General features: G+C 62.2%; 28 protein-coding genes, 1 tRNA gene and 1 pseudogene. 12 read left to right on the forward strand and 18 right to left on the reverse strand.

What is annotated here, in order from left to right; all coding sequences use genetic code 11:
* Positions 1-357 carry an ArsR/SmtB family transcription factor gene (locus NT26_RS12530; RefSeq protein ID WP_052639137.1) on the forward strand — a complete coding sequence of 119 codons (357 nt, stop codon included), beginning with the start codon at positions 1-3 and terminating at the stop codon, positions 355-357.
* 60 nt (positions 358-417) lie between these two features.
* Positions 418-1509, forward strand: a complete 1092-nt coding sequence (locus NT26_RS12535) for a YeeE/YedE family protein (RefSeq protein WP_052639138.1) — start codon at positions 418-420, stop codon at positions 1507-1509.
* Between the two features lie 7 nt (positions 1510-1516).
* Here NT26_RS12535 and NT26_RS12540 read toward each other — a convergent pair whose 3' ends face one another.
* Positions 1517-2407 (reverse strand): MBL fold metallo-hydrolase, encoded by an 891-nt coding sequence (locus NT26_RS12540; protein ID WP_065814531.1) that lies wholly within the window; start codon positions 2405-2407, stop codon positions 1517-1519.
* 140 nt (positions 2408-2547) lie between these two features.
* Here NT26_RS12540 and NT26_RS12545 point away from each other — a divergent pair, with 140 nt between their 5' ends.
* The 3 genes from NT26_RS12545 to NT26_RS12555 all read left to right on the forward strand — a co-directional run bounded on the left by NT26_RS12545 (position 2548) and on the right by NT26_RS12555 (position 4147).
* On the forward strand, positions 2548-3006 hold the full coding sequence (locus NT26_RS12545; protein ID WP_052639140.1) for a hypothetical protein: 459 nt from the start codon (positions 2548-2550) through the stop codon (positions 3004-3006).
* A 160-nt stretch (positions 3007-3166) separates the two neighbouring features.
* The gene (locus NT26_RS12550; RefSeq protein WP_052639141.1) at positions 3167-3532 is read left to right on the forward strand and encodes a hypothetical protein; all 366 of its coding nucleotides are present in this window, start codon (positions 3167-3169) and stop codon (positions 3530-3532) included.
* Complete coding sequence (locus NT26_RS12555) at positions 3533-4147, forward strand: DedA family protein (RefSeq protein WP_052639142.1); 615 nt, start codon at positions 3533-3535, stop codon at positions 4145-4147.
* An 80-nt stretch (positions 4148-4227) separates the two neighbouring features.
* Here NT26_RS12555 and NT26_RS12560 read toward each other — a convergent pair whose 3' ends face one another.
* Both NT26_RS12560 and NT26_RS12565 read right to left on the reverse strand, forming a co-directional pair.
* A complete protein-coding gene (locus NT26_RS12560) occupies positions 4228-5034 on the reverse strand; it encodes a DUF2243 domain-containing protein (protein WP_065814532.1) in 807 nt (268 codons plus the stop codon).
* Positions 5031-5483, reverse strand: a complete 453-nt coding sequence (locus NT26_RS12565; RefSeq protein ID WP_052639143.1) for a hypothetical protein — start codon at positions 5481-5483, stop codon at positions 5031-5033. Before NT26_RS12565 ends, NT26_RS12560 begins: the two co-directional genes overlap by 4 nt.
* A 118-nt stretch (positions 5484-5601) precedes the next feature.
* On the opposite strand from NT26_RS12565, the gene blh reads away from it, so the two are divergent.
* Genes blh through NT26_RS12590 form a run of 5 tightly spaced genes read left to right on the forward strand, consistent with a single transcriptional unit; the run spans position 5602 to position 8852 of the window.
* A complete protein-coding gene (blh, locus tag NT26_RS12570; RefSeq protein ID WP_052642145.1) occupies positions 5602-6900 on the forward strand; it encodes a bifunctional sulfur transferase/dioxygenase Blh in 1299 nt (432 codons plus the stop codon).
* Entirely contained in the window at positions 6897-7232 is a 336-nt protein-coding gene (bigR, locus tag NT26_RS12575) for a sulfite-sensing transcriptional repressor BigR (protein WP_052639144.1), read from the forward strand. The genes blh and bigR overlap by 4 nt, the downstream gene beginning before the upstream one ends.
* A gap of 2 nt (positions 7233-7234) precedes the next feature.
* Positions 7235-7645 carry a YeeE/YedE family protein gene (locus NT26_RS12580; RefSeq protein ID WP_052639145.1) on the forward strand — a complete coding sequence of 137 codons (411 nt, stop codon included), beginning with the start codon at positions 7235-7237 and terminating at the stop codon, positions 7643-7645.
* Positions 7642-8073, forward strand: coding sequence for a YeeE/YedE family protein (locus NT26_RS12585; protein ID WP_052639146.1), 432 nt, complete (start codon positions 7642-7644; stop codon positions 8071-8073). The genes NT26_RS12580 and NT26_RS12585 overlap by 4 nt, the downstream gene beginning before the upstream one ends.
* The gene (locus NT26_RS12590; protein WP_425287710.1) at positions 8070-8852 is read left to right on the forward strand and encodes a sulfite exporter TauE/SafE family protein; all 783 of its coding nucleotides are present in this window, start codon (positions 8070-8072) and stop codon (positions 8850-8852) included. The genes NT26_RS12585 and NT26_RS12590 overlap by 4 nt, the downstream gene beginning before the upstream one ends.
* On the opposite strand, the gene arsK is transcribed toward NT26_RS12590, so the two are convergent.
* The 12 genes and pseudogenes from arsK to NT26_RS12650 form a co-directional block, all read right to left on the reverse strand.
* The gene (arsK, locus tag NT26_RS12595; RefSeq protein ID WP_052639148.1) at positions 8849-10090 is read right to left on the reverse strand and encodes an arsenite efflux MFS transporter ArsK; all 1242 of its coding nucleotides are present in this window, start codon (positions 10088-10090) and stop codon (positions 8849-8851) included. The genes NT26_RS12590 and arsK overlap by 4 nt on opposite strands.
* Positions 10087-11490: an NAD(P)-binding domain-containing protein gene (locus NT26_RS12600; RefSeq protein WP_052639149.1), complete on the reverse strand. Its 1404-nt coding sequence runs from the start codon at positions 11488-11490 to the stop codon at positions 10087-10089. Before NT26_RS12600 ends, arsK begins: the two co-directional genes overlap by 4 nt.
* 54 nt (positions 11491-11544) lie before the next feature.
* Positions 11545-11865 (reverse strand): ArsR/SmtB family transcription factor, encoded by a 321-nt coding sequence (locus NT26_RS12605; protein ID WP_052639150.1) that lies wholly within the window; start codon positions 11863-11865, stop codon positions 11545-11547.
* Positions 11866-11927: 62 nt separating this feature from the next.
* Positions 11928-12636, reverse strand: a pseudogene (gene arsH / locus NT26_RS12610) (arsenical resistance protein ArsH).
* Positions 12629-13051: an arsenate reductase (glutaredoxin) gene (gene arsC / locus NT26_RS12615; RefSeq protein ID WP_152338614.1), complete on the reverse strand. Its 423-nt coding sequence runs from the start codon at positions 13049-13051 to the stop codon at positions 12629-12631. The pseudogene arsH and the gene arsC overlap by 8 nt, the downstream one beginning before the upstream one ends.
* 2 nt (positions 13052-13053) lie before the next feature.
* The gene (arsB, locus tag NT26_RS12620; RefSeq protein WP_052639152.1) at positions 13054-14109 is read right to left on the reverse strand and encodes an ACR3 family arsenite efflux transporter; all 1056 of its coding nucleotides are present in this window, start codon (positions 14107-14109) and stop codon (positions 13054-13056) included.
* 1 nt (position 14110) lies between these two features.
* A complete protein-coding gene (locus NT26_RS12625) occupies positions 14111-14638 on the reverse strand; it encodes an arsenate reductase ArsC (protein WP_052639153.1) in 528 nt (175 codons plus the stop codon).
* Between the two features lie 77 nt (positions 14639-14715).
* Positions 14716-15066, reverse strand: coding sequence for an ArsR/SmtB family transcription factor (locus NT26_RS12630; RefSeq protein WP_052642149.1), 351 nt, complete (start codon positions 15064-15066; stop codon positions 14716-14718).
* A 118-nt stretch (positions 15067-15184) separates the two neighbouring features.
* A complete protein-coding gene (gene arsA, locus NT26_RS12635) occupies positions 15185-16948 on the reverse strand; it encodes an arsenical pump-driving ATPase (RefSeq protein ID WP_152337900.1) in 1764 nt (587 codons plus the stop codon).
* Positions 16949-17157: 209 nt separating this feature from the next.
* Positions 17158-17234: transfer RNA gene (locus NT26_RS12640), tRNA-Met, on the reverse strand.
* Positions 17235-17368: 134 nt separating this feature from the next.
* Positions 17369-18565 (reverse strand): tRNA 2-thiouridine(34) synthase MnmA, encoded by a 1197-nt coding sequence (gene mnmA / locus NT26_RS12645; protein WP_052639154.1) that lies wholly within the window; start codon positions 18563-18565, stop codon positions 17369-17371.
* Between the two features lie 136 nt (positions 18566-18701).
* On the reverse strand, positions 18702-19829 hold the full coding sequence (locus NT26_RS12650) for a mechanosensitive ion channel family protein (RefSeq protein ID WP_052639155.1): 1128 nt from the start codon (positions 19827-19829) through the stop codon (positions 18702-18704).
* 101 nt (positions 19830-19930) lie between these two features.
* Between NT26_RS12650 and NT26_RS12655 the strand changes: the two genes are divergently transcribed.
* On the forward strand, positions 19931-20350 hold the full coding sequence (locus tag NT26_RS12655; protein ID WP_052642153.1) for a DUF1810 domain-containing protein: 420 nt from the start codon (positions 19931-19933) through the stop codon (positions 20348-20350).
* A 2-nt stretch (positions 20351-20352) separates the two neighbouring features.
* On the opposite strand, the gene NT26_RS12660 is transcribed toward NT26_RS12655, so the two are convergent.
* Complete coding sequence (locus NT26_RS12660) at positions 20353-21360, reverse strand: TIM44-like domain-containing protein (protein WP_052639156.1); 1008 nt, start codon at positions 21358-21360, stop codon at positions 20353-20355.
* A 170-nt stretch (positions 21361-21530) separates the two neighbouring features.
* Between NT26_RS12660 and NT26_RS12665 the strand changes: the two genes are divergently transcribed.
* Positions 21531-21980 carry a DUF305 domain-containing protein gene (locus NT26_RS12665; protein WP_052639157.1) on the forward strand — a complete coding sequence of 150 codons (450 nt, stop codon included), beginning with the start codon at positions 21531-21533 and terminating at the stop codon, positions 21978-21980.
* Positions 21981-22040: 60 nt separating this feature from the next.
* Here NT26_RS12665 and serA read toward each other — a convergent pair whose 3' ends face one another.
* Both serA and NT26_RS12675 read right to left on the reverse strand, forming a co-directional pair.
* Positions 22041-23636: a phosphoglycerate dehydrogenase gene (gene serA / locus NT26_RS12670; protein ID WP_052639158.1), complete on the reverse strand. Its 1596-nt coding sequence runs from the start codon at positions 23634-23636 to the stop codon at positions 22041-22043.
* Between the two features lie 80 nt (positions 23637-23716).
* The gene (locus NT26_RS12675) at positions 23717-24898 is read right to left on the reverse strand and encodes a phosphoserine transaminase (protein WP_052639159.1); all 1182 of its coding nucleotides are present in this window, start codon (positions 24896-24898) and stop codon (positions 23717-23719) included.
* Positions 24899-25039 lie beyond the last annotated feature (141 nt).

Here is a 25039-nt window from a genome sequence, read left to right on the forward strand (position 1 = left end):
ATGAGCCTCCCTCAGTTCAGCACGCTGCAGACGCAGGAGGAGCGAGAGAAGCTCTTTGCCCAGGCGCGCAAGGCCAGCGAACTGCTGAAGGCGCTATCGCACGAAGACCGACTGGTCATTCTCTGCCTTCTGACTGAGGGGGAAAGGTCCGTCTCCGAGCTTGAGGAGACTATGGGCATGACCCAGGCCGCCGTCTCCCAGCAGCTAGCACGCCTGCGATTCGATCGACTGGTGAATACGCGCCGGGATGGCCGCGTAATATACTATTCGCTCGCCAGCACGGAAGTCGCCCCGGTTATCGGCACCCTATACGACCTGTTCTGCGCACCTATCAGGAATAGCGAAACCGAAGCCTGACGGCCTCGACAGAGCGGCAATCGCCGAGAAAGGCAGATCTCGGTCTGCAGGAGGAGTTCGATGGAGGAAATCGCCTCATCAGCCTGGTTCTTGCCTCTGGCTGGCCTGCTCGCCGGCACCCTGCTTGGTTACGTCGCCAGAAGCCAGCGCTTCTGCACGATGTCCGCACTTGAACGGTACTGGTATGTCGGCGACGGAACCGGCCTGCGCACCTGGATCCTGGCGGCAACATCGGCGCTGCTGTTCAGCCAGACGCTCCAGGTATTTCAATTCGCCGCCATCAACGAGAGCTTCTATGTCCATTCGAGCTTTGCCTGGACCGGCGCCATCCTCGGAGGGTTGATGTTCGGGATGGGCATGGCTCTCGTCGGCACTTGCGGCTTCGGTGCGCTCGTGAGGCTCGGCGGTGGAAGCCTGAGATCCCTTATCGTCCTTCTCGTGCTGGCCGTGACTGCTCTTTCGGCCCAGAAGGGACTGGTCGCACAGGGGCGGGTCTACATCATCGACAATCTCGCCATCGATTTCGGCTTTGCCGGCGGCCAGTCGCTGGGTCTGATCGCCAGCTATTTCGCGGGAGTTGATCTGAGCATCCTCGTCACACTCCTGCTGGCGGCACCTCTTCTCTTCTGGATCTTCTCCGATGGCAATTACCGACGTCGGCCAAGATCAATCGCAGCCGGTGTCGTGATTGGCGCCATCATCAGCTTCGGCTGGGTCGCCACGACCCTCGCCTCGGAGCAATCCTTCGAGATCGTCCAGATCGAGGCTGCCTCTTTCGTCGTTCCGGTTGCCGATACCCTGATGCAGTTGGTGGCGTTTACCGGCACCGTCCCCGACTACGGCGTCGGTCTCGTCGTCGGCGTGGTACTCGGCTCCACCATCCATGCCTTGGCGCATCACACCGTGCGCTGGGAGGCTTGTGACGATGCCCGGGAATTGGGCAGGCATCTGTCAGGGGCGGCCTTGATGGGCATAGGAGGCGTATTTGCGATGGGCTGCACCATCGGTCAAGGCGTCACGGCCGTGTCGGCGCTGGCACTGTCAGCGCCGCTGGTCTTCATCTCGATCGCATTCGGAGCCCGGATCGGACTAGCCTACTTGATCGAAGGCTCCGGCCTGGCCGCCTTCCGCTCCAACGCCGCCGGAGCCTGACGACCGCCTATGCAAGCGGAACGAAGGAGTAGGCTCCATCCTTCGCCTCGACGGTACCTGCGCCGGAATGGTCGAAGTGATACCCGATCAGGTGCAGCTTGTCGGCGACGAGTCGGTCAAGCAGGCGGCGGCGCGTCTCCACACCCTTGTCGGGATCCTGGTCGCTGCCGGTCCGCCATTCCGGATGCTGGAAGGAGATGGTGGCGTGACTCAGCGCATCGCCGCCGATCAGCGTACCTGCTCCATTGCCATGCACCAGGAACGAGAGATGACCCGGCGTGTGACCAGACGTGTCGATCGCCTCCACTCCGGCCAACACCTCCTGCCCCGGCTTGATCATCTCCACCTTGTCCTCGATCGCGGCGAAGCGGTTCTGCGCACCGACCACGAAGGTCTGGCGGTCCGCAGGAACGCTGTCCAGCGTATCCTTGGACGACCAATAGGCCCATTCCGCCTCACCGATCTGGTAGCGCGCCTCGGGAAAGACGAGCTCGTCGAAGTCGTCCGTTACACCCCAGAGGTGATCGGGGTGGGCATGCGTGAATAGCACGTCCGTGACCTCGGCCGGGTCGATGTCCGCAGCAGCCAGGTTTTCGAGAAGCTTCCCCGCCGTCGGCATGAAGTTCGCTCCCGACCCGACGTCGAAGATGGCGAGCCGGTCGCCCTGGCGCAGCAGGGTGACGTTGCAGGGCGGCTGCAATGCGTCCGTGGGCAGGTCGTTTGCTTTCAGGAAGGCCTCGAGCTCCTCCTTCGGGACGTCCGGGTAAAGAAAGTTCATCGGCAACGAAAGCGCCCCGTCGCTGATGACGATCAACTCGCCGTCGCCCACCTGCTGCCGCGTGACCGCAAGACTGCGGAACGGCATGAGCGTGGAACCTGCGGCCAAGGCAGTGGCCATGAGAAAGTGGCGTCTGCCAAGAGCGCTTAATCTGTTCGGGGTCACTTCATATTCCTCCACCATCAATACATATATATTTTTGCATATTTCAACCCGTTGAGCTAGAGTGTCCTCAGCGGTCTCGCGAGCGGGAGGAACTCATGACCAGGTGGATGTACGCATGTCTTGTTGCCGGTTTGGCGCTGTCGCCAATGGGAGCCAGTGCGCAGGATTCTCCTTTGACGATTCGCGAGACGGACGCGGCGTTTGAAGACGTCGTGGCTGACCTGCAGGATGCAATCGTCAATCGGGGCTATGTGGTGGACTACCATGGCCGGATCGGCGATATGCTGGCGCGGACAGCTGATGATGTCGGTGCCGCAAAAGCGCTCTATCGCAATGCCGAGTTCATGCAGTTCTGCTCCGCGACGGTCTCTCGAAAGGCGATGGAAGCTGATCTGGAGAATATCGGCTTCTGCCCCTATGTCCTCTTTGTCTACGAAGCCGAGACGGTGCCTGGAACCGTGCGCGTCGGCTTCCGTCGCTTGCCCGCCGGTGACGGCCGCGACGAGGTGAATCTTCTTCTTGAAGAGATCGTGGACGAAACGACCGGCGATTAAGCATGCGCTCGATGACCGGGAAAACGACCAGCGATCGACAGCCTCGGTTGCCCAGGCTATCACTCATTCCAACGGAATAAGGCGGTGGTAGGCTCGGCTCCTTCACGCCGGGCGGGAGCGAGGCCTTGTGGCATCGCGTGGAGTATCTCGTGGGGGCAGCTTGAGATCGAACCTCAGCCGTCGACGGCTCCTTCTCCTGGCTGGAGCATTCCTGCTGGCGCTCGCAGCAGCGATATTTTTCGGAGTCCGGCTTCTCATCCACACCCTTTACTGGGCGTCCCATCGCGACGAATCCATCGAGGAATGGATGTGGGTGGGATATGTCGCGCGCTCCCATCAGGTCGCCCCCGCCGCGCTCCTCGTTGCGCTCGGTCTTCCGACCGATATACGGGATCGCCGTCCGCTGGGAGAGATTGCACGTGAGCAGAACAAGCGGTTCGCAGATATCCGCACACTGCTGGAAGCGGCGATCGCCGAGGAGAAGCGGAAGGCCGCGGAAGCCCCTGCCTTGGGACAGGAGCCGTAGGTGCCGGAACAGCTCATCGCCATCGTCCAGGACTATGGCGCGCTAGGCCTTGCCGCGATCCTGATGGCGAGCTGCGTAGGTCTGCCCGTTCCCAGCTCGCTCGTGATGATGGCGCTCGGATCCTTCCTTCAGCATGAAGACATGGACATCCTCCCCTACTTCCTCATCGGCTTCGGTGGAGCGGTCGCCGGAGACCAGGCCGGCTACATGATCGGTAGGCTTGGTTCCGGCCTTCTTGAGCAAGGGAGCGGCGGACCGGCCTGGCTGGCGACATCGCTTGCCAGAGCCGCAGCCTTCCAGAATCGCTGGAGCGATCTCGGCATCTTTCTCAGCCGCTGGCTGCTCAGCCCGCTCGGGCCCTGGGTCAACCTCTATTCCGGCCTCACCCACTACTCGTGGGCCAGGTTTTCCCTTCTCGTGATCGCAGGGGAGTTCGTCTGGGTTTCCGTCTATCTTGGTGCCGGGATGCTCTTCAGCAGCAGCGTTGCAGCACTGGCGGATATCCTCGGGTCCCTGACGTGGTTCCTGGTTACGGGGACCGTCGCCATCGCACTCGGCTGGAAGCTTGTGACCACGCTTCGCTCCAAGTCGAATCCCGACAAGATACGGATGTAACGCCATCGCCTGTCCTGTTTGCAGGAGCCAATGGACCGTCTCGTTGGTTCTCGTGGAAACACACGCGCCTCATCGACGGCCTAGAGCTGAGTCCAGTTGAGACATCCTGCCGACAGGATCGAATTGCTGATCAGGAGGGCTCCATGGTCGTAGAACCGGTTCGCATCCCCTCCACCGGAAATGTCGACAGCCCAGACCGTCTCGGACGCGTGGGACCAAAGGAGGCGTCCGCCGCTCGCCTCAAGTCCCTGCATGGCCTGTGCCGGAGTGGTGCCGGGACCGAACACGACCATCACAGTCCCGTCGTCTGGCGCAGGCAGCGCTGCGAGGGGGCCTGCGATGAGGACCGCCAAGGCCAGTCCGGCCGGCCCCTTGGGGACCCGACGCCCGCCGCCTCCATTGCCGTTCCGGCGCAAGTAGGTGCCAAGGGCCAAGGGGACGAGGCCGAAGACGACAAACCAGAGGAGGTCCCAGAACAACTGGTTGTCGACGTCCATCCGGATCCGGTGAATTCCGAGTATCCAGTGGGAAAGGACACTGTCGAGGATGTGCCAGGCGCCGAAACCGATCATCGCGTTCGCGAACAGAAGCCTGTCTGCACCGCTGACAGCGAAGGCAGCGCGAGAACGCCACAGCAGCCACAACCCCGCCGCGGCGATGACATACATGAGAGCGTGGAAAAGACCGTCCGTCAGGATCAGAAGGCGGATGTCCTGACGCGCCTCCTCCAGGCCGCTCAGGAGATGATGCCATTGCAGGATCTGATGCAGCAGTATCCCGTCGAAGAACCCACCCAGCCCGAAGCCCAGCGCGTACCCGGCCCAGATCAGCGTTGCGGGCAAGCCGCCGCGACCAGCCTCTTCCGGACCGACGGATGCCGCTGTCATGGGCTACCTCGTCTCAGGCCCACGGCACGCAGGACGGCATCGAACCTGTTGCCATCCTTTGCCTCGAAATCGCCCCTCAGCGCCTTCAGCGCATAACGTTCCTGATTGATCTCCTCCGCTGTCCGGAAGCCAAGCCTGCGGAGGATCGGGAGCGGTGGGCACCAGCCCTGGACGGCGTGCTGGAAGAGAAACCCCGTGACAATGGCAGGCAAGGCCAGCCATCGACGGTCCACCGTGGCCGCCAGGACCGTCCCCGTGAAGGCCAGGGTGGAAGCATTCGCCTCCAGCGTTCGTTCGACATCCCACTCCCTGCCGAGCTCCGCCAGCCGCGCATCGATCTGGTCGGGATGAGCCTCGTAGTAGGCGAGCCTCTCTTCCATCTGCCAGCGCAGGCGTCGATTGATTTCGTCTGATGTCTGGGCGCTCACCCGGTTCGCTGTCGTAGCCATGGTCAATCTCCTCTCCCCCGGGAACTATAGGAGAAGCACAAAGTTCCTCGACCGGCCTTGAAGGATATTATATTTACAATATATAACTTCATATAATGATGTGAACACGGAGCTGAACGTGAAGATTACCACCATTTCCGAAAAGTTGTCGGTCTCGTCGCAGCCGAGCCTCGATGACATCCAGTCGCTTCGCGCGCAGGGGTTCAAGACGCTGATCAACAATCGTCCGGACGACGAGGATCCGGATCAGCCGGGAACGCAGGCGGAAGCGCAGGAAGCGAAACACTGCGGCCTGTCCTATGCCTTCATCCCCGTTACTGGCGGCACAATCACCGAGGCGGACGTACGGGCTTTTCAGCGTGCCGTCGATGAATCCGACGGTCCTGTCTTCGCCCATTGCAAGAGCGGAACTCGATCGCTGAACCTCTATCTGATCGGAGAGGTTCTTGACGGCCGCATGTCTGCCAACGAGGTGGTCGGGTTCGGACGCAGCCGCGGCTACGATACGAGCGCCGCTGCCCAGTGGCTCGATAAGCATGCGACACGCCGGCCGCATGTGAAGGGCTTCTTCGACAAGCGCACCTGGAGTGTCCAGTACGTGGTCTCCGACCCGACGACCCGCAAGTGTGCCATCATCGATCCCGTTCTCGACTTTGACGAGAAGGCCGGGGCGACCGCGACCATCAACGCAGATGCAATCCTGGACTACATCCGCGACGAGGGGCTGACGGTCGAATGGATCCTCGACACCCATCCGCATGCCGACCACTTTTCCGCAGCACAGTACCTGAAGGAAAAGACCGGCGCCAAGACGGCCATCGGAGAACGAGTCGTGGACGTCCAGAAGCTCTGGAAGGGCATCTACAACTGGCCCGAACTTGCCACCGACGGCTCGCAGTGGGATCAGCTCTTCGCCCATGGCGAGACCTTCAAGGTCGGGTCGATCGACGCGAAGGTGCTCTTCTCTCCGGGACACACGCTGGCCTCCATCACCTATGTCATCGGCGATGCAGCCTTCGTGCATGACACGCTCTTCATGCCCGACAGCGGCACTGCCCGCGCCGACTTCCCGGGAGGTGATGCGCGCATCCTGTGGAAGTCGATCCAGGACATCCTGGCGCTTCCCGACGAAACGCGGATCTTCACCGGCCACGACTACCAGCCGAACGGGCGGGCACCCCGCTGGGAAAGCACCGTGGCCGAGCAGAAGAAGTCCAATCCGCATCTTGCAGGCGTGACGGAAGAAGAATTCGTGGCGCTCCGGACGAAGCGTGACAAGACGCTGCCAATGCCGAAACTCATCCTCCATGCACTGCAGGTCAATATTCGTGGCGGCCGTCTTCCGGAGCCGGAATCGAATGGCAAGCGCTACCTGAAGTTCCCGCTCGATGCGTTGCAGGGAGCAGCCTGGGAATGAACGCCGAACTTGATGGACTGGTGAAGCCGGGAATGTCCCCGGCTGAGCTCGCCCTGCCCGCGGCGGAGGTTGCAAACCTCCTGAAGACGCTCTCCCACCCAGCGCGCCTCATGATTGTGTGCACGCTGGTGGAAGGCGAGTATTCGGTCGGCGAACTGGAAGACAAGATCGACGTCCACCAGCCGCATCTGTCGCAGCACCTGACCGTGCTGCGCGGCTCCGGCATCGTCGAAACCCGTCGCAAGGGAAAGCAGGTCTTCTATCACCTGACGGAAGAAAAGGCTGCCCAGCTGGTTGCCGCCCTCTATGACATCTTTTGCGTGAAAGAATAAGAATGAACACCTATCTCCTCTCCTTGGGCGGAGGACTGCTGATCGGCGCGTCGGCCGTCATGCTCCTGCTCCTCAACGGACGGATCGCCGGCATCAGCGGGATCGTCGGTCGCCTCGCTCAGGGCATCGGACTGACCACCAATCTCGCCTTCGTGCTCGGGCTGCTGCTCGGACCAATCGTCTACATGCTCGCCTTCGGCGGCTTTCCGGCAGTCGAGATCACCGTCGGCTGGCCGCTGATCATCGTCGCAGGACTGCTGGTCGGCTTCGGGTCGAGGATGGGCTCGGGCTGCACCAGCGGCCACGGCGTGCTCGGCCTCGCGACCCTGTCCCGCCGTTCCATGGCGGCAGTTGCCACCTTCCTGACGGCCGGTGTTGTTGCCGTGGCGACCTTGCGAGGGCTGGGTATATGAGCAGGAATGTCTACCAGTTCGCCGCAGCGCTCGCTTCCGGCATCGTCTTCGGCTTCGGACTTTCGATTTCGGGGATGCTGAACCCGGCTCGCGTCCAGGGCTTCCTTGACATCTTCGGAGCATGGGACCCCAGCCTCGCCTTCGTTCTCGGAGGCGCCGTGATCGTCGCCTTCGTCGGAGTGCAGGCAATGAAGCGAATGCGGCGTCCGGTCCTCGGTGACCGCTTTCACCTGCCGGTGAACAACCGGATCGACGCGCCGCTCCTGATCGGCTCGGCCCTGTTCGGCCTGGGCTGGGGGATCGGCGGCTTCTGCCCGGGTCCGGCCGTCGCGTCGCTGTCGATCGGACTTCCCCAGACGGCGCTGTTCGTTGTCGCCATGCTGGCCGGCATGACCTTGCATGACCGGGTATGGAGAAACCGCTCATGAGCACTTCATTGGTGGCAGCCGTCGGCTCCGGCGGGATCGTCGGCTTCATGCTCGGCCTGCTCGGCGGCGGCGGATCCATTCTTGCCACCCCGCTTCTCCTCTACGTCGTCGGGGTGGCACAGCCGCATGTCGCCATCGGAACGGGCGCGCTTGCCGTTTCGGTGAACGCCTTTGCGAACTTCGCAAGTCACGCATTCAAGGGTCACGTCTGGTGGCGGTGTGCCGCCGTCTTCTCCGCACTCGGAGTCATCGGCGCGCTTGCCGGCTCCAGCCTCGGCAAGGCGATGGATGGCGACCGGTTGATCTTTCTCTTCGGCGTTCTGATGGTCGTTGTCGGCGTGCTGATGCTGAAGCCAAGGAAGGCGCTGACGGCGGAATGCCGGCCAGTCGACCTCAGGATGTGCCTTACCACTGCGGCAGTGGCACTCGCCGCTGGCGCAGCATCCGGCTTCTTCGGCATCGGCGGGGGCTTCCTGATCGTTCCCGGGCTGATGCTTGCGACGGGCATGCCGATGATCAACGCCATCGGCACCTCGCTCCTTTCTGTCGGCGCATTTGGGCTGGCGACCGCCCTGAACTATGCAAGTTCGGGACTCGTCGACTGGTGGCTCGCAGCGGAGTTCATCGGCGGCGGCATCGTCGGCGGCGTACTGGGCATGCTCCTCGCCACACGGCTCAGTGCCTACAAGAATGTCCTCAATCGCCTGTTCGCCGCCCTGATCTTCGTCGTCGCGGCCTACATCCTCTACCGCAATCTGGGGGCGGTAGTCCCGGGCTAGCGCGCCACCTGTTCCGATCCGGGGACCGATGCTGTGACCAGCACCTGCCCCCGTCGGACAGAAACGGCAATCGCAAGGAAGGCTGCGGCCGCTACGATCCCGATCACTGCCGTCACCCAGATCGAGACGCCGACGCCAATCCCGGCCAGCGAAAGCGACATGGCGATCGGCGCGATCGCCGACGTCATCTGCTTCGCCGACGTCACCCAGCCGATGCGCCCCCCGTAGCCCTCTTTTCCGAACAGCTCCAGCGGGAGGGTCCCGCTGACGATGCTGATCAGCCCGGAGCCGAGGCCGAAGAAGATGGCGAAGACGGCAGCACCGGATATCGATGGCGTCGTCATCATCAGGATTGCGAGGCCGAGCGGGATCAGCGATGCCGCAATGATCGCGAGCCACCTCTGCGGCAACTCACGGCCGAAGACGAGGTTGATCAGGCGGCTGGCGACCTGCGACGGCCCGAACAGCGACGCGACAAGAAGCCCTGCCGCCCCCATGCCCAGCGCCTGCGTCAGCGGAACCATGTGGACCAGGATGGCCGACAGCACATATCCCTCGATGGCGAAGCCGAACAGCATCAGCAGGAAGAGGTGGTTCGTGTTGCCGGCCGGTGCCGTCGGCAAGCCGGACGGGGTTGCGGGTGCCGAACCTTTGACGGCGCTGGTGGTCAGTCGCGAAAGAGCAAGATGAACGGGAACGCAGACGATGAGGTTCATGGCGGCAAAGACGAGATAGACTTCACGCCAGGAGAGAAATCCATGCATCCAGGACGTCAACGGCCAGAACATCGATGACGCGAAGCCGGCAATCAGCGTCAGGTGCACGATGGACGTCTGCGCCTTCCTGCCGCCCGCCTGAACGATGGCGGTGAAGGCAGTCGCATAGAGAACCGCTGACGATACCACCTCCGTCAATGTCAGCGCGACCGCGAAGGTAAGCGGACCCGACGACATTGCCATCGCCACCAGAGAGGCAGCGGCAAGGAAGGAGCCGAGGGCCATGAGACGTCCCGCGCCGATCCTGTCCGCAAGACGTCCGGACAAGGGTGCTGCAAGGCTCCCGACGAGCAACGCGACCGAGAACGCGCCGAACACCCATTGCTCCGATCTGCCAATGTCATGGGCAATATCGGGAACCAGAACGCTGAAGGCGTAGTATACCGTGCCGTAGCCGATGTTCTGTGATGCGCCGAGGCCAACAAGTGCCCATATCGGCAGCTTCTGCCCTTCCGGCATCATGCCCGCTCGACTTCGACCATCGCCGATCCGCAGCCGCAGCCCGACCTGCCTTCGGCTTTCGCTTCCGCATCGGCAACGCAGCAGGCATCCACGGCCGATGGAGCCGGGCCACCGCAGCATCCGGTAGAAGTAGAGGACGTGGACGGGGATGGAGAGACCGAACAGACGCCCGTCTCCGGCAGCACCAGTTCGATACGGCGTGCGGCAACGGCGTCACCCGCCAGTTCGGCAACCACCGATCGCACCTGTTCATAGCCGGTCTTCATGAGGAAGGTCGGTGCTCTTCCGTATGACTTCGAACCCACGATGTAGAAGTCCTTTTCCGGGTGCGTCAGTTCATCGACGCCATGCGGAGGTACGGTACCGCAGGAGTGCAGGTTTGGGTCGATGAGTGGAGCCAGTGCCGGGGGAGCTTCGACCGCAGGATCAAGCTCGATGCGCACTTCCCGCAGGAAGGAAACGTCGGGACGGAAGCCCGTCGCTACCACGATCTGGTCCAGGTCCAGTTCCACCGGGCTGCCCTCGGCGATTGCCGCCACGACAATCCGATCGTCCGTGGTTGTTACCTTGGTCGCCGAGAAGGAGGTCAGCATCCGGAGGTGACCTGCCTCCATGGCATCCTTCGCCTTCACGCCGAGGGCTCCCCGTTCGGGAAGCTGATCGTTCAATCCGCCGCCGAGAAGCCTTTCGACGCCGTGACGTCGAAGCGCCCAATAGATGACGGTGGATGGATCAGTTTCCCGGAGTTCGAGCAAGGCAATGGCGACATTGATGGCCGAATGGCCGCTCCCGACCACGAGCGTCCGCTTTCCGAGGAACTCCGAGCGCCTCTCCCCCGCAACATCCGGAATGCCATAGGAAATCCGGTCGCAATCGCCTTCCCCGAGAACCGGCAGTCCGTTCACACCCATCGGATTGGGCCGCAGCCATGTCCCCGAGGCGTCGATCACCGCCCGCACGGTGACCTCCTGCTCGCCGTTTTTATCACGATATCGGATGAGGAACGGCGTGTCCGTCCTTCTCGTCGAAGAGACCTTGTCCAGCCCCACTCGCGCGACGGCCGTCACAGTCGCCCCGAGCTGCAACGCTCGCGCGATGGCGGGAACACGTGACATAGGTACCAGATACTCCTCGACGATCTCGCGCCCAGTCGGCAAATCGTCGGCGGCGGGAGCGGTCCATCCTGCCGCATCGAGTAGGCGTCGTGAAGCGTCATCGATATTGTATTTCCACGGCGAGAACACCCGCACATGACCCCATTCGAGGAGTGATGTGCCGACCGAGCTGCCGCGCTCGAAGATCAACGGAGTGAGACCGGCCTCGATGACCCGGGCAGCGGCTGCCATCCCGACAGGACCTGCTCCAAGCACCGCAATAGGAAGAGTATCAGTAGACTTCATGGCATCACCTCATCGGTGCTTCTAGAATTATGGAAATAGCATCCAAAAAAAGCCTCAGACAGCGACTCCCGCCGCGGCTTGTCCACATCCCTGATCGGCGCAGCACTCATTGACGAGATAGCCGATCAGATCGTTCATGTGCTTGTAGTTCGCAGTACAGATGAGCGTCGTAGCCTGACGGTCTTGGACGACCAGCCCGGTGTCGACGAGGCGCTTCAGATGGTGCGACAGCGTTGATCCCGGGATGTCGAGCTTTTCCTGGAGGCGGCCGACGGGCAGCCCCTCTTCTCCTGCCCGCACCAAGGCACGATAAATTCGCAGACGCGTGACATTCCCCAAGGCTTCAAGTTGCGATGCTGCTTTTTCGATAACCATGGAAATAAGCTAACAGCGTGGTGATCTGCCGTCAACGGCTATTTCCACGGTTGTCGAATTATTCAGATCGACTTCAGCTTCACTCTTTTCAAGCTTGGCCGCATCTTCCTTGCGCTCGCTATAGCGGTTCGTCAGATAGGCCGATGCGTCTCTCGTCAGGATCGTGAACTTCACCAGTTCCTCGCAGACATCCACGACACGGTCGTAATAGGAGGAGGGCTTCATCCTGCCGTCGGCATCGAATTCCTGATAGGCGCGTGCCACGGACGACTGGTTCGGGATGGTGATCATCCGCATCCAGCGGCCCAGTATGCGCATCTGGTTCACAGCATTGAAGGACTGGCTACCGCCGGAAACCTCCATCACCGCAAGCGTCCTGCCTTGCGTCGGGCGTATCGACCCAAGCGACAGGGGAATCCAGTCGATCTGCGCCTTCATGATGCCGGTCATCGCGCCATGCCGTTCGGGACTGACCCACACCTGCCCCTCGGACCATTCCGAGAGTCCGCGGAGTTCCTGGACCTTCGGGTGGCTCGCAGGCGCTTCGTCCGGAAGCGGCAGCCCCTTCGGATCGAACATCCGCACTTCGCAGCCGAGGCGTTCCAGCAGACGCCGCGCTTCGTGGGCAAGCAGCCTGCTGTAGGAGACCTCGCGGAGAGACCCATAGAGGATGAGGATACGGGGCTTGTGTGTCGAGAACGGGGGCCGCAAGCCTGCAAGGTCTATCTCGTTGAGGTGCCCACCTTCCAGGGCAGGGAATGTCTCAACCAATGCGCTTGCCCCTCTCGTCCAAGACCTGTTCGCCGTCCTCCTTGACGAAAGCCCCCTTGAACGTCTCCGGCAGGATGTCGAGGACAGCCTCGGACGGGCGGGCAAGTCGCGTGCCCAAGGGTGTGACGACAAACGGTCGGTTGATGAGGATGGGGTCCTTCAGCATTGCGTCCAGCAACTGCTCATCGGTCAGGTCCGGCCTATCGAGGCCCAGTTCTGCATAGGGCGTCCCCTTTTCCCGGATCGCCTGCCTGACCGCCAGGCCTGCATCAGCAATCATCCTTGCCAGTTCGTCGCGTGTCGGAGGCGTCTTGAGGTACTCGACGACCTTCGGCTCGATCCCGGCAGCCCGGATCAGGGCGAGCGTGTTGCGCGACGTTCCGCAGGCCGGATTGTGATAGATCGTGACGTCCATGATCATGCCCTTTCGCTGAGCGTGTTGCGGGAAACGGAGGGCGCAGCCTCGTACCAGCCCTTCGATCGGTTGACGATCGCCACCAGCATCAGCATCACCGGAACTTCGATGAGCACACCGACAACGGTGGCAAGTGCGGCCCCGGAAGTGAAGCCGAAGAGACTGATCGCGGTTGCGACGGCCAGTTCGAAGAAGTTCGATGCGCTGATGAGGGCGGAGGGACCTGCAACACAATGCACCTCCCCCGTCATGCGGTTGAGCATATAGGCGAAGCCGAAGATGAAGATGGTCTGCAGGAAGATCGGCACGGCGAGGATCGCGATCACGACCGGCTGCGCCAGTATCTGGGTGCCCTGAAAGGCGAAGAGCAGCACCACCGTCAAAAGCAGCGAGCCGATCGACAGCGGCTGGATCTTGTCCTGGAAGCGCTGGAGGGCGCGACCGTCGCCGCCGCCCAGGATACGCCGCAGCGCCTGCGCGACGACGACCGGAACCACGATGAAGAGGGCGACCGAGATCAGCAGGGTTTCCCACGGCACGACGATGGAGGATACCCCGAGCAGGATCGCGACGATGGGAGCGAAGGCGAGAACCATGACGGCGTCGTTGAGCGCCACCTGGGTGAGCGTGAAGGGAGCATCACCCCGCGTGAGATTGGACCAGACAAACACCATGGCGGTGCAGGGTGCGGCTCCGAGCAGGATCAGGCCGGCGATGTAGCTGTCGATCTGGTCCGAGGGCAGCAGAGGTGCAAAGAGCCAGCCGATGAATATCCAGCCGAGCAGGGCCATCGAGAAAGGCTTGACTGCCCAGTTGGCGAACAGGGTCACGCCCATCCCGCGCCAATGCCTTCCAACTTCGCGGATTGCCGCAAAGTCGATCTTCATCAGCATGGGAATGATCATCAGCCAGATCAGGACGGCGACCGGCAGGTTGACCTTGGCGATCTCGGCCGCGCCGATCAACCGGAACAGATCGGGAAAGATAGACCCCAGCGCGATGCCCGTACCGATTGCCAGCGCGACCCAGAGGGTCAGATATCGTTCGAACGTCGACATGTCAGGACGCCTTTCCTTCCGGGTTCGTGCTTCCCTCCATGGAGCCGATCTGCCGCAGCTTCGCCTCCAGGGCCATGCGGTCGATGGATTGGAGCGGAAGGGCGAGGAATGCGGTGATGCGGTTCTTCAGGAAGCGGGCAGCCTGAGCGAAGGCACGCTGCACCTCTGCTTCGGCTCCAACAGCGGATGCCGGATCCTCGACGCCCCAATGCGCGGTTACCGGATGACCGATCCAGACCGGGCATGCTTCGCCGGCCGCGCTGTCGCAGACCGTGAAGATGAAATCCATCTCGGGAGCGCCAGGTTCGGCGAAGACGTCCCAGCTCTTCGATGAAAAACCTTCCGTCGGATAGCCCAGGACGGCCAATTCCCTCAGCGCATACGGGTTCACCTCCCCTTTAGGCTGGCTTCCGGCAGAAAATGCCCTGAATCGTCCACTGCCTTCCTTGTTCAGGATGGCTTCGGCAAGGATGGAGCGGGCCGAATTGCCCGTGCAGAGGAACAGAACATTGTAGATGCGGTCCGACATGACTTTGTCCTCGGTAACGGTGGATGACAGACATCTGGTTTCCGGCTCAGCACTGGCCGCCGGATGACTTCATGAACTCACGACGTGGCTTGAACGGGCGTTCTGCAGGAGGCCGCCTGAACCGCAGGCGCGCATATTTCCGGATGCCCGGCACAGCAATCCTCCATCAGGAAGCGAACCAGGTCACCGAGCATCCCGATATTCGCGCGGTAGATCACCGACCGGGATTCCCTTTGCTGGGACACCAGCCCTGAATGTTCGAGTTCCTTGAGGTGGAAAGAGATGTTGGAAGGAGAGACGCCTGCCTTCTCGGCGAGCAAACCCGCTGCCATGCCGTCCGGCCCCGCGACCACGAGCAATCGCACGATCGAGAGGCGGGTCTCCTGTGAGAGGGCACTGAAGGCCCCAAGTGCCTGCTTCTGATTCAACATTTCTACGATCCTTGAAATATTGAAGAGTACCTAGCGCAGCCGGATGGAGATTGCAACCGGGCGTGCGGAGAACGGGGCATCGGGTTGCGCTTGAGAGCGAGAGTCTCCGCTTGCCTCAGCCCTTGCCGGAAAGCCGCCTCAGAACCTCGATGCCCACTGGAGGAACGGCCTGGAACGGGAGGATATAGGCTCTCTCGGCTAACTGGTGCTTGATTCGGTCGATCTGGACCCTCTCTCCCGCAGGCCGCGACTGCAGAAGCGGGTCCGTCGTGCCACTCGCCGACATGGTCCTGTTGACGACCCAGCCATAGGGCTCGATCTTCGCGCGCCGCAGGTCTTCCTGCAGCATCGCCGCTTCGGAGACCGGCGTTGTCTCCGGAAGGGAAACGAGGATGACGCGAGTATAGTCCGGATCCTGAAGGCGCATCAGTGGCGTGACGATCCGACCAGGAACGACCGTTTCCATCTGTCGCGTCATCTGGCGGTGATAGGCCCCCGTCGCATCCAGTAGGAGGAGCGTGTGGCCCGTGGGGGCAGTATCTATGACCACGAAGGCGTCGCGGGCTTCTGCCACGATCCTGGAGAAGGCATGGAAGACAGCGACTTCCTCGGTGCACGGAGATTCGAGATCCTCCCGAAGCAGTGCCTTGCCCTCCTCGTCGAGATCGCGGCCCCGGGAGGCCATCACCTTGTCGATATACCGTTTCGTCTCGGCCACGGGGTCTATCCGGTCAACCGTAAGTCCACGCATCGCTCCCTCGACCACAAAGGACAGATGTGCTGCCGGATCGGTAGTCGTGAGATGAACGGCATGGCCGCGTTCGACGAGGCCGACTGCAATCGCAGCAGCGACTGTCGTCTTTCCCACGCCCCCCTTCCCCATCACCATGACGAGGCCTTTTTCACCTTTGGCGATTTCGTCAACAAGCGTGGCCAAGGGCGGCAGGCCGACCTTGGCCTCCTCCACCGATCCTGAAGCCGCCACCACAGGTGATCCGGGCATGAACAAGGCGCGCAAGGCGTCGAGGCCGACCATGTCGAAGGGCAGCATCGGAAACTCGTCGCGTGGAAGCGTCGACAGCGCAACTGGCATCGTCGAAAGCGCGGAATCCTGGGCTTGCTCTATACCTACCGCAATCGGATCATCGATCTTCGTCGCATGGAAGCGGCCGTTGACCGCGAGCAGTTGGTTCCTCAGCCCGAGAGCCGACAGCTCCGCGGATGTACGCGCGGCCTCGCGAAGAGCGCTCCCATCCGGACGGGCAACCAGCACGATCGTTGTCCGCGTCTGGTCTCCCAGACATGCAAGCGCCGCCCGGAAGCGCACCTCCTGCATCTTCAGGCCGGAATGCGGCCCCAGACAGGATGCGCCCCGGTCGTTTCCTTCCAGGAAACCCGTCCAGGCCTTCGGTAGGCTGAGAAGCCTCAAGGTGTGACCCGTGGGTGCGGTATCGAAGATGATGTGGTCGAATTCCGGCATATCCTCCGCAAGAAGCCCGACAAATGCGTCGAACGCCGCGATCTCGGTCGTGCAGGCTCCCGAGAGCTGCTCCCGGACCGTGCTCCGTTCATCGTCGGAGGCGTCGGCGGCCATTTGTGCCAGCACGCGCTCGCGATAACCGTCAGCGGCCGCCTCCGGATTGATGTTCATGGCGTGAAGGCCGGGAACGGATGAGACTTCGGTGGGGGTATCCCGGAGCGGCGTCGCCAGCATTTCGTCCAGATTGGAGGCAGGGTCGGTGCTGACGAGGAGCACCCGCTTGTCCCTGTCGCACAGCGTGATGGCGCTTGCACAACTGAGCGACGTCTTGCCGACCCCGCCCTTTCCTGTGAAGAACAGGTAGCGGGTTGGTTCGGTCAGCATCTTCGGCTCAATCATCATCATTCTCCTTCGACAGGAGCATTAGCGATAGATGCCGGCCGATCCTTGATTGACGTCAATCAGCCACCCGCAGCCGTTCCAGGATTTGCAGCAGCATTATCAGGTCCGTTCACCGGGTAAGGGTCCAAGCGATTGCGGACAGGGCACGACGGCGCCTTCGCGGCAGCTGACAGAGATGCAGTGACTGCTGATATTTTGGAGAAAAGTGGTAGCGGGAGAGGGACTTGAACCCCCGACACGCGGATTATGATTCCGCTGCTCTAACCACCTGAGCTACCCCGCCACACGATGACCGGCCCTTGGTTTTCAGCGTGCTGAAAAGGCGGCTCCGTTCGGATGTGCGGCTTATAAGACCGGTGCGATGGAAGTGTCAAGCACGGTCTTTCGCGTTTTTGCCACGAGGAGCGATCCGTGGCCTCAGGCAGCTACGGGCTCTGCAAGCAGCGCCTTGAGCGAAGCCTCGGCATCCGGCGCACGTTCCGAGCGCTCGATGAAGCCACCGCCCCAGACGCGCGCATCTGCGCCTTGCGCGGAATAGAGAACACAGGCCTGTCCCGGCGCGACGCCAGCCTCCCCTTCGAGGAGATCGACATAGATGCCGCTTTCGTCACTGTGGAGCACGACAGGGGTGGGCGGACGGCTGGAGCGCACCTTGGCGAAGCAGGAAAAGCCGTTGGCAGCATCTTCCACCAGCGTGCCATCGCCCAGCCAGTTGACGTCGCGCAGGTAGACGCGGCGCGTATCCAGCGCTTCCTTCGGGCCAACGATGACGCGGCGGCCGCGGGCATCGAGATAGACCACGTAGAGCGGCTCGCCCGTCGCCACGCCAATGCCGCGCCGCTGGCCGATCGTGTAGTGGAGTATGCCTTCATGCTGCCCGAGCACCCGCCCGTCCATGTGGACGATGTCGCCACCCAGCGCTGCGTTCGGCCGCACCTTGTTGATGACGTCCGTGTAGCGGCCCTGCGGCACGAAGCAGATGTCCTGGCTGTCCGCCTTCTGGGCAACGACGAGGCCCATCTCCTCGGCAAGCGCCCTCACCTCCGCCTTCGACATGCCGCCGAGCGGGAAGCGCAGGTAATCGATCTGCTCCTGGGTCGTGGCGAACAGGAACCAGCTCTGGTCGCGATCGGCGTCGATCGGCCGGTAGAGGGCGCGGCGCTTCGGGTTGCTCTGCGACGGATTTGGCTTGGAGCGGATATAGTGACCGGTGGCGAGTGCGTCCGCCCCGAGCTCCCTCGCCGTCGCCAGCAGATCCGCGAACTTGACCGTCTGGTTGCAGGCGACGCAGGGGATCGGCGTTTCGCCCATGGCATAGGCTTCGGCGAAGGGATTGATCACCGCGTCACGGAAGCGCTTCTCGTAGTCGAGCACGTAGTGGGGAATGCCGAGCGTCTCGGAGACACGCCGCGCATCGTCGATGTCCTGGCCGGCACAGCAGGAGCCGGCGCGGTGGACGGCAGCACCATGATCATAGAGCTGCAACGTAATGCCGAGCACGTCATAGCCCTGTCGCTTCAGAAGACCGGCGACCACCGAGGAATCGACGCCGCCGGACATGGCGACCACGACGCGCGTATCTTCCGGCCTCTTGTTGAAATCCAGCGTATTCACGGAACTCTCTCACTCGGTCGCTCGCCTGCGGTAATCGCAGCAAGCAGCAGAACAGGCTCGGAGGGATCGTCCGTCGCGGCCCGGATCGCCCGGATATAGAAAGGAATGCCCCTCCACGCAAGATCGCACGGCTTGATCAGGATTGCAGCGACCGGGCCCCTGCCCCATCCACCACGGCGGCATCGGCGCCGGAACCGGCCACTCCCTCCGCCCGCACCTTCGGCAGCCCCGACGGGTAATTGCGCTGGATGAAATCGATCAGCTTCTCGCGCACCTCGCAGCGCAGGTCGAAGGCCCTGCCCGCATCGGCGGCCGACACGAGGATGCGCACCTCCATCACGTTCTCGCGGAAGTCGGTAACGGCGATATTCACAACCTGCCCGTCCCACAGCTTGGAACCTCTCGCAATCTCCTCGACCTTTCGCCGGATCTCCTCCACCGCGACGCTGTAGTCGAGATAGATCATCACGGTGCCGATGAGCGCGGCTCCCTCGCGGGTCCAGTTCTGGAACGGCTTTTCGATGAAGTAGCCGAGCGGCAGGATCAGCCGGCGCCAGTCCCACAGGCGAACCACGACGTAGGTGGAGGTGATCTCCTCGACCTTGCCCCACTCACCCTCCACCAGCAGCGCATCGTCGATGCGGATCGGCTGGGTGATGGCGAGCTGGATGCCGGCGAACAGGTTCTTCAGGACGGGCTGGAGGGCAAGACCAAGGACGATACCGGCAACACCTGCGGAAGCGAGCAGGCTGACGCCATATTGGCGGGCCGCGGGGAAGGTCATGATCACAGCCGACAGGGTGAGCGCGATGATCAGCGTTGCCGCAACCCGCTCCAGTATGCGCGACTGCGTCACATGCTTGCGCGCAAGCAGGTTGTCTTCCGCGTCAAGCTTGAACCGACGAAGATAGACCGTGGTCCAGATGTGCAGTGTCGTCCGCGCCATCCAGCCGACGACGACGATGAAGCAGAGAAGGAGGATATGGCGGAGGGTGCTTTCCCCTTCATTGCTGAGAGGTGCAACCACCACGCCAAGCGAGAGCGTCCAGGTGAGGATCGCGAGCCGCAGGGGACGCTTCGTCCGCTGCACCAGAGAGCGCCAGAAAAGGTCGCGTTTCTCCGTGAGCCGTGTGAGGATCCGGGAAATGATGTTGTGCAGGAGCCATCCTGCCCCGAAGCTCGCGGTGAGGATCAGGATGCTGAGAATAGGATCCGGCAGCCAGCGGATGATGGCGTGGATATACTGTTCCAGACGTGCTTCCATGCTTCCCTAGGTTAGAGTGCAATGCAGCGGAGAAAAGACCGGTCGCCACAATTTCACATATGCGGCACACTCGCGGCAGCCAGAGAAACGAGGAGAAGGCGGTGAACGATCCATTCAACCTGCAACGCTTCATCGACGCGCAAAGCAGCGTCTACGGGCAGGTGACGACCGAACTCAGGAATGGCCGCAAGCGGTCGCACTGGATTTGGTTCGTCTTCCCGCAGGTGCAGGGGCTGGGCTCGTCTGCCATGGCGCAGCGGTATGCCATCGCCTCGCGTTCAGAAGCCGAGGCATATCTGGAGCACCCCGTGCTCGGTCCGCGGCTGCTCGAATGCACGCGGCTGATGCTGGATCATCCAGACCGAAGTGCAAACGAGATCCTCGGCTCCCCCGACGACATGAAGTTCAGGAGTTCAATGACGCTCTTTGCCGCCGTCAGTGAAAAGGGCTCGCCATTCGAGCGAGCCCTCCATTCTTTCTACGATGGCGAGGAGGATCCTCTCACCCTCGCCCGCCTCTGATTTCAGACAGCGTTCTGGATCGCCGAAAGCTGCCAGTCCTGGGCAGGCTTCCGCACGAAGGTCCAGATCTCGACCGTCTCTGTGGCATTATCCGGATCACCCTGAACGACAGTTCCGGTGTTCCGGTCGCGCATGACGTCGATGCTTGAATAGCGCATGGCGACAGTCGCATACTCCTGACCGTTCTCACGCCAGGCTTCCGAGAGGTCCCCCTGCAGCAGCGTCACGTCGCGTACGTCGTTCTTGAGGCCGCTGGTGGCATTCTCGCCAAGCTCCTCGGCCAGGTAAGACATGGCCTCGGGCGTGGTGATGGCGCGAAGGGCCGCATAGTCTTCAGCCGCATAGGCCGCCTGGACCTGCTTCAGCAGCTTCTCGAACTGGTCGAGGTCGCGATTGGTGATACCGATCTCGTCAGTAGCGTCGGATGCCTGGCGAACGGCTTGAGACGCAGACGCACCTACTCCGCCCGCAAGACCGCCGATCTTTGGAATCTGAAAGCCGCGACCCTCGCCCTGTGGGGACTGGTAGGCATGACCGTGGCCGGCACTGGAGGGACCACCGGCAGGCTGCTGGCGCCGCGCGAAGAACCGCATGGCGAGCATCACCAGACCGCCGATCAGCGCGATCTGCAGCAGCATCCCGAGGAAGCCGGCCGCGCCGCCGAAGCCGGAGCCCATCAACATGCCGAACAGGCCACCGAGGAAAAGGCCACCGAGAAGGCCGCCGGCAAGACCACCGAACAGTCCGCGATTCTGCGGCGCGTTCTGCGGGCGCGCGGCGTTCGGCGTCGTCGCATTCTGCTGCGGACGCGGCGCCATGGTCCGATCCACCGGTGCGGCCTGGTTGGGCGCAGTCCGGGTCACGGGAGGCGCGCTGAACGTGCGGGTTCCACGGCTGCCAAAGCCGCCGCCACGTCGGGCCTCTGCGAAGTCGACGGCAACCAGTGAAACCGCCATGGCGATCGCCGCGATCGCGAAGACGTGCCTGAAGCGGCGGATGGATGAAAGCATTCTTGTCTCCTCTCGATCCGCAACGTGCGGACATTGTCCAGCATATAGCGACCCCGCCTCCGGAATATAAGTCCTCTGCCCTTACATCCACGCTGCGGGCTTCCCCAGCCGGGCGGGAAACAGCACGTCCTTGCCACCGTTCAAAGTGTAGCAAGGAAAGGAGCCCCGCCATGTCCTATATCCGCGTCCTGACGATGGTGGCCGTCTCCACCGCGATCATGTTCGGGCTGATGTACCTGAACGTCTTCAGCTTCGATCATGTCTTCTTCAGCGAGACGCGGCTGTTCATGGCGCTGATCATGGGATCCGTCATGGCCGTTGTCATGCTCACCTTCATGTTGAACATGTATACCAACATGGCTGCGAACCTCGCGATATACGCCGGCGCGGCCATCCTGTTTGCTGGCTCGCTCTATCTGGTCCGCAGCCAGGAAACCGTAGGAGACGTGGCCTGGATGAAGGCGATGATCCCGCACCATTCGATTGCCATCCTCACGAGCGAACGGGCGACCATCACCGATCCGCGAGCCCGGAAGCTCGCAGACGAGATCATCGACGCCCAACGCCGAGAGATCAACGAGATGAAGGGGCTGATCACCGACCTTCAGAAAGGCGGCTAACGGAAAAGCCCAGAACGGATTTCTCCGCCCGGGCTTCCGCACTGGTCCTTGGGAGGACGATCAGTCGACGTTGAATACCAGGGACTTGGCCTGGCGGATCGCCGGATTGGCGGTCAGCTTGTCGAGCACCTCCTGCTTCACCGGCTCGTCAACGTAGAGAAGCGCGATGGCGTCGCCGCCCTGCTTGTCGCGGCCGAGCTGGAAGTTCGCGATGTTGACGCCGCCTTCCCCGAGCGTCGTGCCCATGAAGCCGATCATGCCGGGCACGTCGGTATTGGAGATGTAGATCATGTTCGCGCCGACATCCGCATCCATGTTGATGCCCTTGATCTGGATGAAGCGCGGCTTGCCGTCGGAGAACACGGTGCCTGCGATCGAGCGCGTCTGGTTCTCCGTCGTCACCGTCAGCTTGATGTAGCCGTCATAGACGCCGGTCTTGTCGCGCTTGACCTCCGACAGCACGATCCCCTTTTCTTTCACCATGATCGGAGCCGAGACCATGTTGACGTCCGACACCTGGTTACGGATGAGGCCGGCCAGCAGCGCGCTGGTGAGCGCCTTGGTGTTCATCTCGGCCGTCGAGCCATCGTAGAGGATCTCGATTTCCTTGATCGCGCTTTCCGTTACCTGGCCGACGAAGGCGCCCAGCACGTCGGCGAGTCGGATGAAGGGCTTAAGGATCGGCGCTTCTTCCGCAGTGATCGACGGCATGTTGATGGCGTTCGAAACGGCACCCTTGACGAGATAGTCCGACATCTGCTCGGCAACCTGCAGGGCGACGTTCTCCTGGGCTTCCGTCGTGGACGCGCCTAGGTGCGGCGTGCAGACGACGTTGGGCAGGCCGAAGAGCGGGCTTTCCGTGGCGGGTTCTACCTCGAAGACGTCGAAGCCGGCACCGGCGACGTGGCCCGACTTGATGGCTTCGGCGAGTGCCGCCTCATCGACGAGCCCGCCGCGGGCGCAGTTGATGATGCGCACGCCGGGCTTCGTCTTGGCAAGCGCTTCCTTCGACAGGATGCCGCGCGTCTTGTCGGTCATCGGCACGTGCAAGGTGATGAAGTCTGCCTTGGCGAGCAGTTCGTCGAGCTCGACCTTCGTCACGCCCATTTCCTCCGCGCGCTCGGCGGAGAGGAATGGATCATAGGCAATGACATGCATGCCGAGGCCGATCGCCTTCCTGCAGACGATTCCGCCGATATTGCCGGCACCGATGACGCCGAGCGTCTTGCCGGTAATCTCGACGCCCATGAACTTCGACTTCTCCCACTTGCCGGCCTGGGTGGAAGCATCGGCGGCCGGAATCTGCCGGGCAACGGCGAACATCAGCGCAATGGCGTGCTCGGCCGTGGTGATCGAGTTGCCGAACGGCGTATTCATCACGATGATGCCGCGCTTGGAAGCCGCCGGAATGTCGACGTTGTCGACGCCGATGCCTGCGCGGCCGATCACCTTGAGGTTGCTGGCGGCGGCGATCAGCTTCTCCGTTGCCTTGGTTGCAGAGCGGATGGCGAGGCCGTCGTAGTTGCCGATGATTTCGGCGAGCTTTTCCTTGTCCTTGCCGAGCTTCGGCTGGAAATCGACTTCGACGCCGCGGTCGCGGAAGATCTGGACGGCGGTTTCCGAAAGTTCGTCGGATACGAGAACGCGAGGTGCCATTGTTGGGCTCCTTGAAAGAGGTTCAGTCTCTGGATCGGGATGAGCCGATCCCGCTTGTACGGGATCGGAAGCACGTCAGGTCAGGCTGCGGACTTGTTCAGCGCCGCCTTCTGGGTCTGGTAAGCCCATGTGAGCCACGGCATCAGAACTTCCATATCCGCCGTCTCGATCGTGGCGCCGGCCCAGATACGAAGACCGGATGGCGCGTCGCGATAGGCGCCGATATCGACGGCCACGCCCTCTTTCTCCAGCAGCGAGACGATGCCCTTGGCGAAAGCCGCCTGTGCATCGGCATCGAGTGCCGTGATCTCGGGATCGACGATCTTGAGGCACACCGATGTGTTGGAACGGGTCTCGTCCTTGACGGCGAGATTGGCGATCCAGTCGTTCTTGGCCACGAAGTCGAAGATCATTTTTGCATTGGCATCGGCACGGGCGATGAGCGCCTTCAGCCCGCCAAGGGACTTCGCCCAGTTGAGGGCATCGAGATAATCCTCGACGCAGAGCATCGACGGCGTATTGATCGTCTCGCCAACGAAAATGCCCTCGATCAGCTTGCCGCCCTTGGTCATGCGGAAGATCTTCGGCAGCGGCCAGGCCGGAACGTAGCTTTCAAGCCGCTCGACGGCGCGCGGCGACAGGATTAGCATGCCGTGGCCGCCCTCCCCGCCCAGCACCTTCTGCCAGGAGAAGGTGACGACGTCGAGCTTGGAGAAGTCCATGTCCTGCGCGAAGGCCGCGGACGTGGCGTCGCAAATGGTCAGGCCCTTCCGGTCCGCCGGAATGAAGTCGGCATTCGGAACACGAACGCCTGAGGTGGTGCCGTTCCAGGTAAAGACGACGTCGCGGTCGAAGTCGACCTCGGCGAGGTTCGGCAGCAGACCGTAGTCGGCCTCGAACTTGCGCACATCCTTGAGCTTTAGCTGCTTGACAACGTCAGTCACCCAGCCAGCACCGAAGCTTTCCCAGGACAACATGTCGACGCCGCGCTCGCCGAGCAGCGACCAGAGCGCCATTTCCACGGCGCCGGTATCGGAGGCCGGGACGATGCCGATGCGGTAGTCCGCCGGCACGTTGAGGATTTCACGAGTGAGATCAATGGCCTGTTTCAGCTTTGCCTTGCCGATCTTGGCGCGGTGCGAACGACCGAGCGGAGCATCGGAGAGGGCTTCGAGCGACCAGCCAGGACGCTTCGAGCAAGGACCAGAGGAAAAATGGGTGTTGTTCGGACGTACGTCCGGTTTTTGTGCGAGATCCGCCATATGGCTATCCTTCCAGATAGAAAGCCTCTCGTTGGGGAGAGGTGTCCCGCCGCCGTGGGTATTCCTCGATCGAGTCGTAGTCAAGGGAGAAATGTCGCGGGCTGTGATTCCGGTGGTGCCTGCGGATATGCAAAAGGCCGC

This window comes from Pseudorhizobium banfieldiae, from assembly GCF_000967425.1.
Classification (GTDB): Bacteria; Pseudomonadota; Alphaproteobacteria; order Rhizobiales; family Rhizobiaceae; genus Neorhizobium; species Neorhizobium banfieldiae.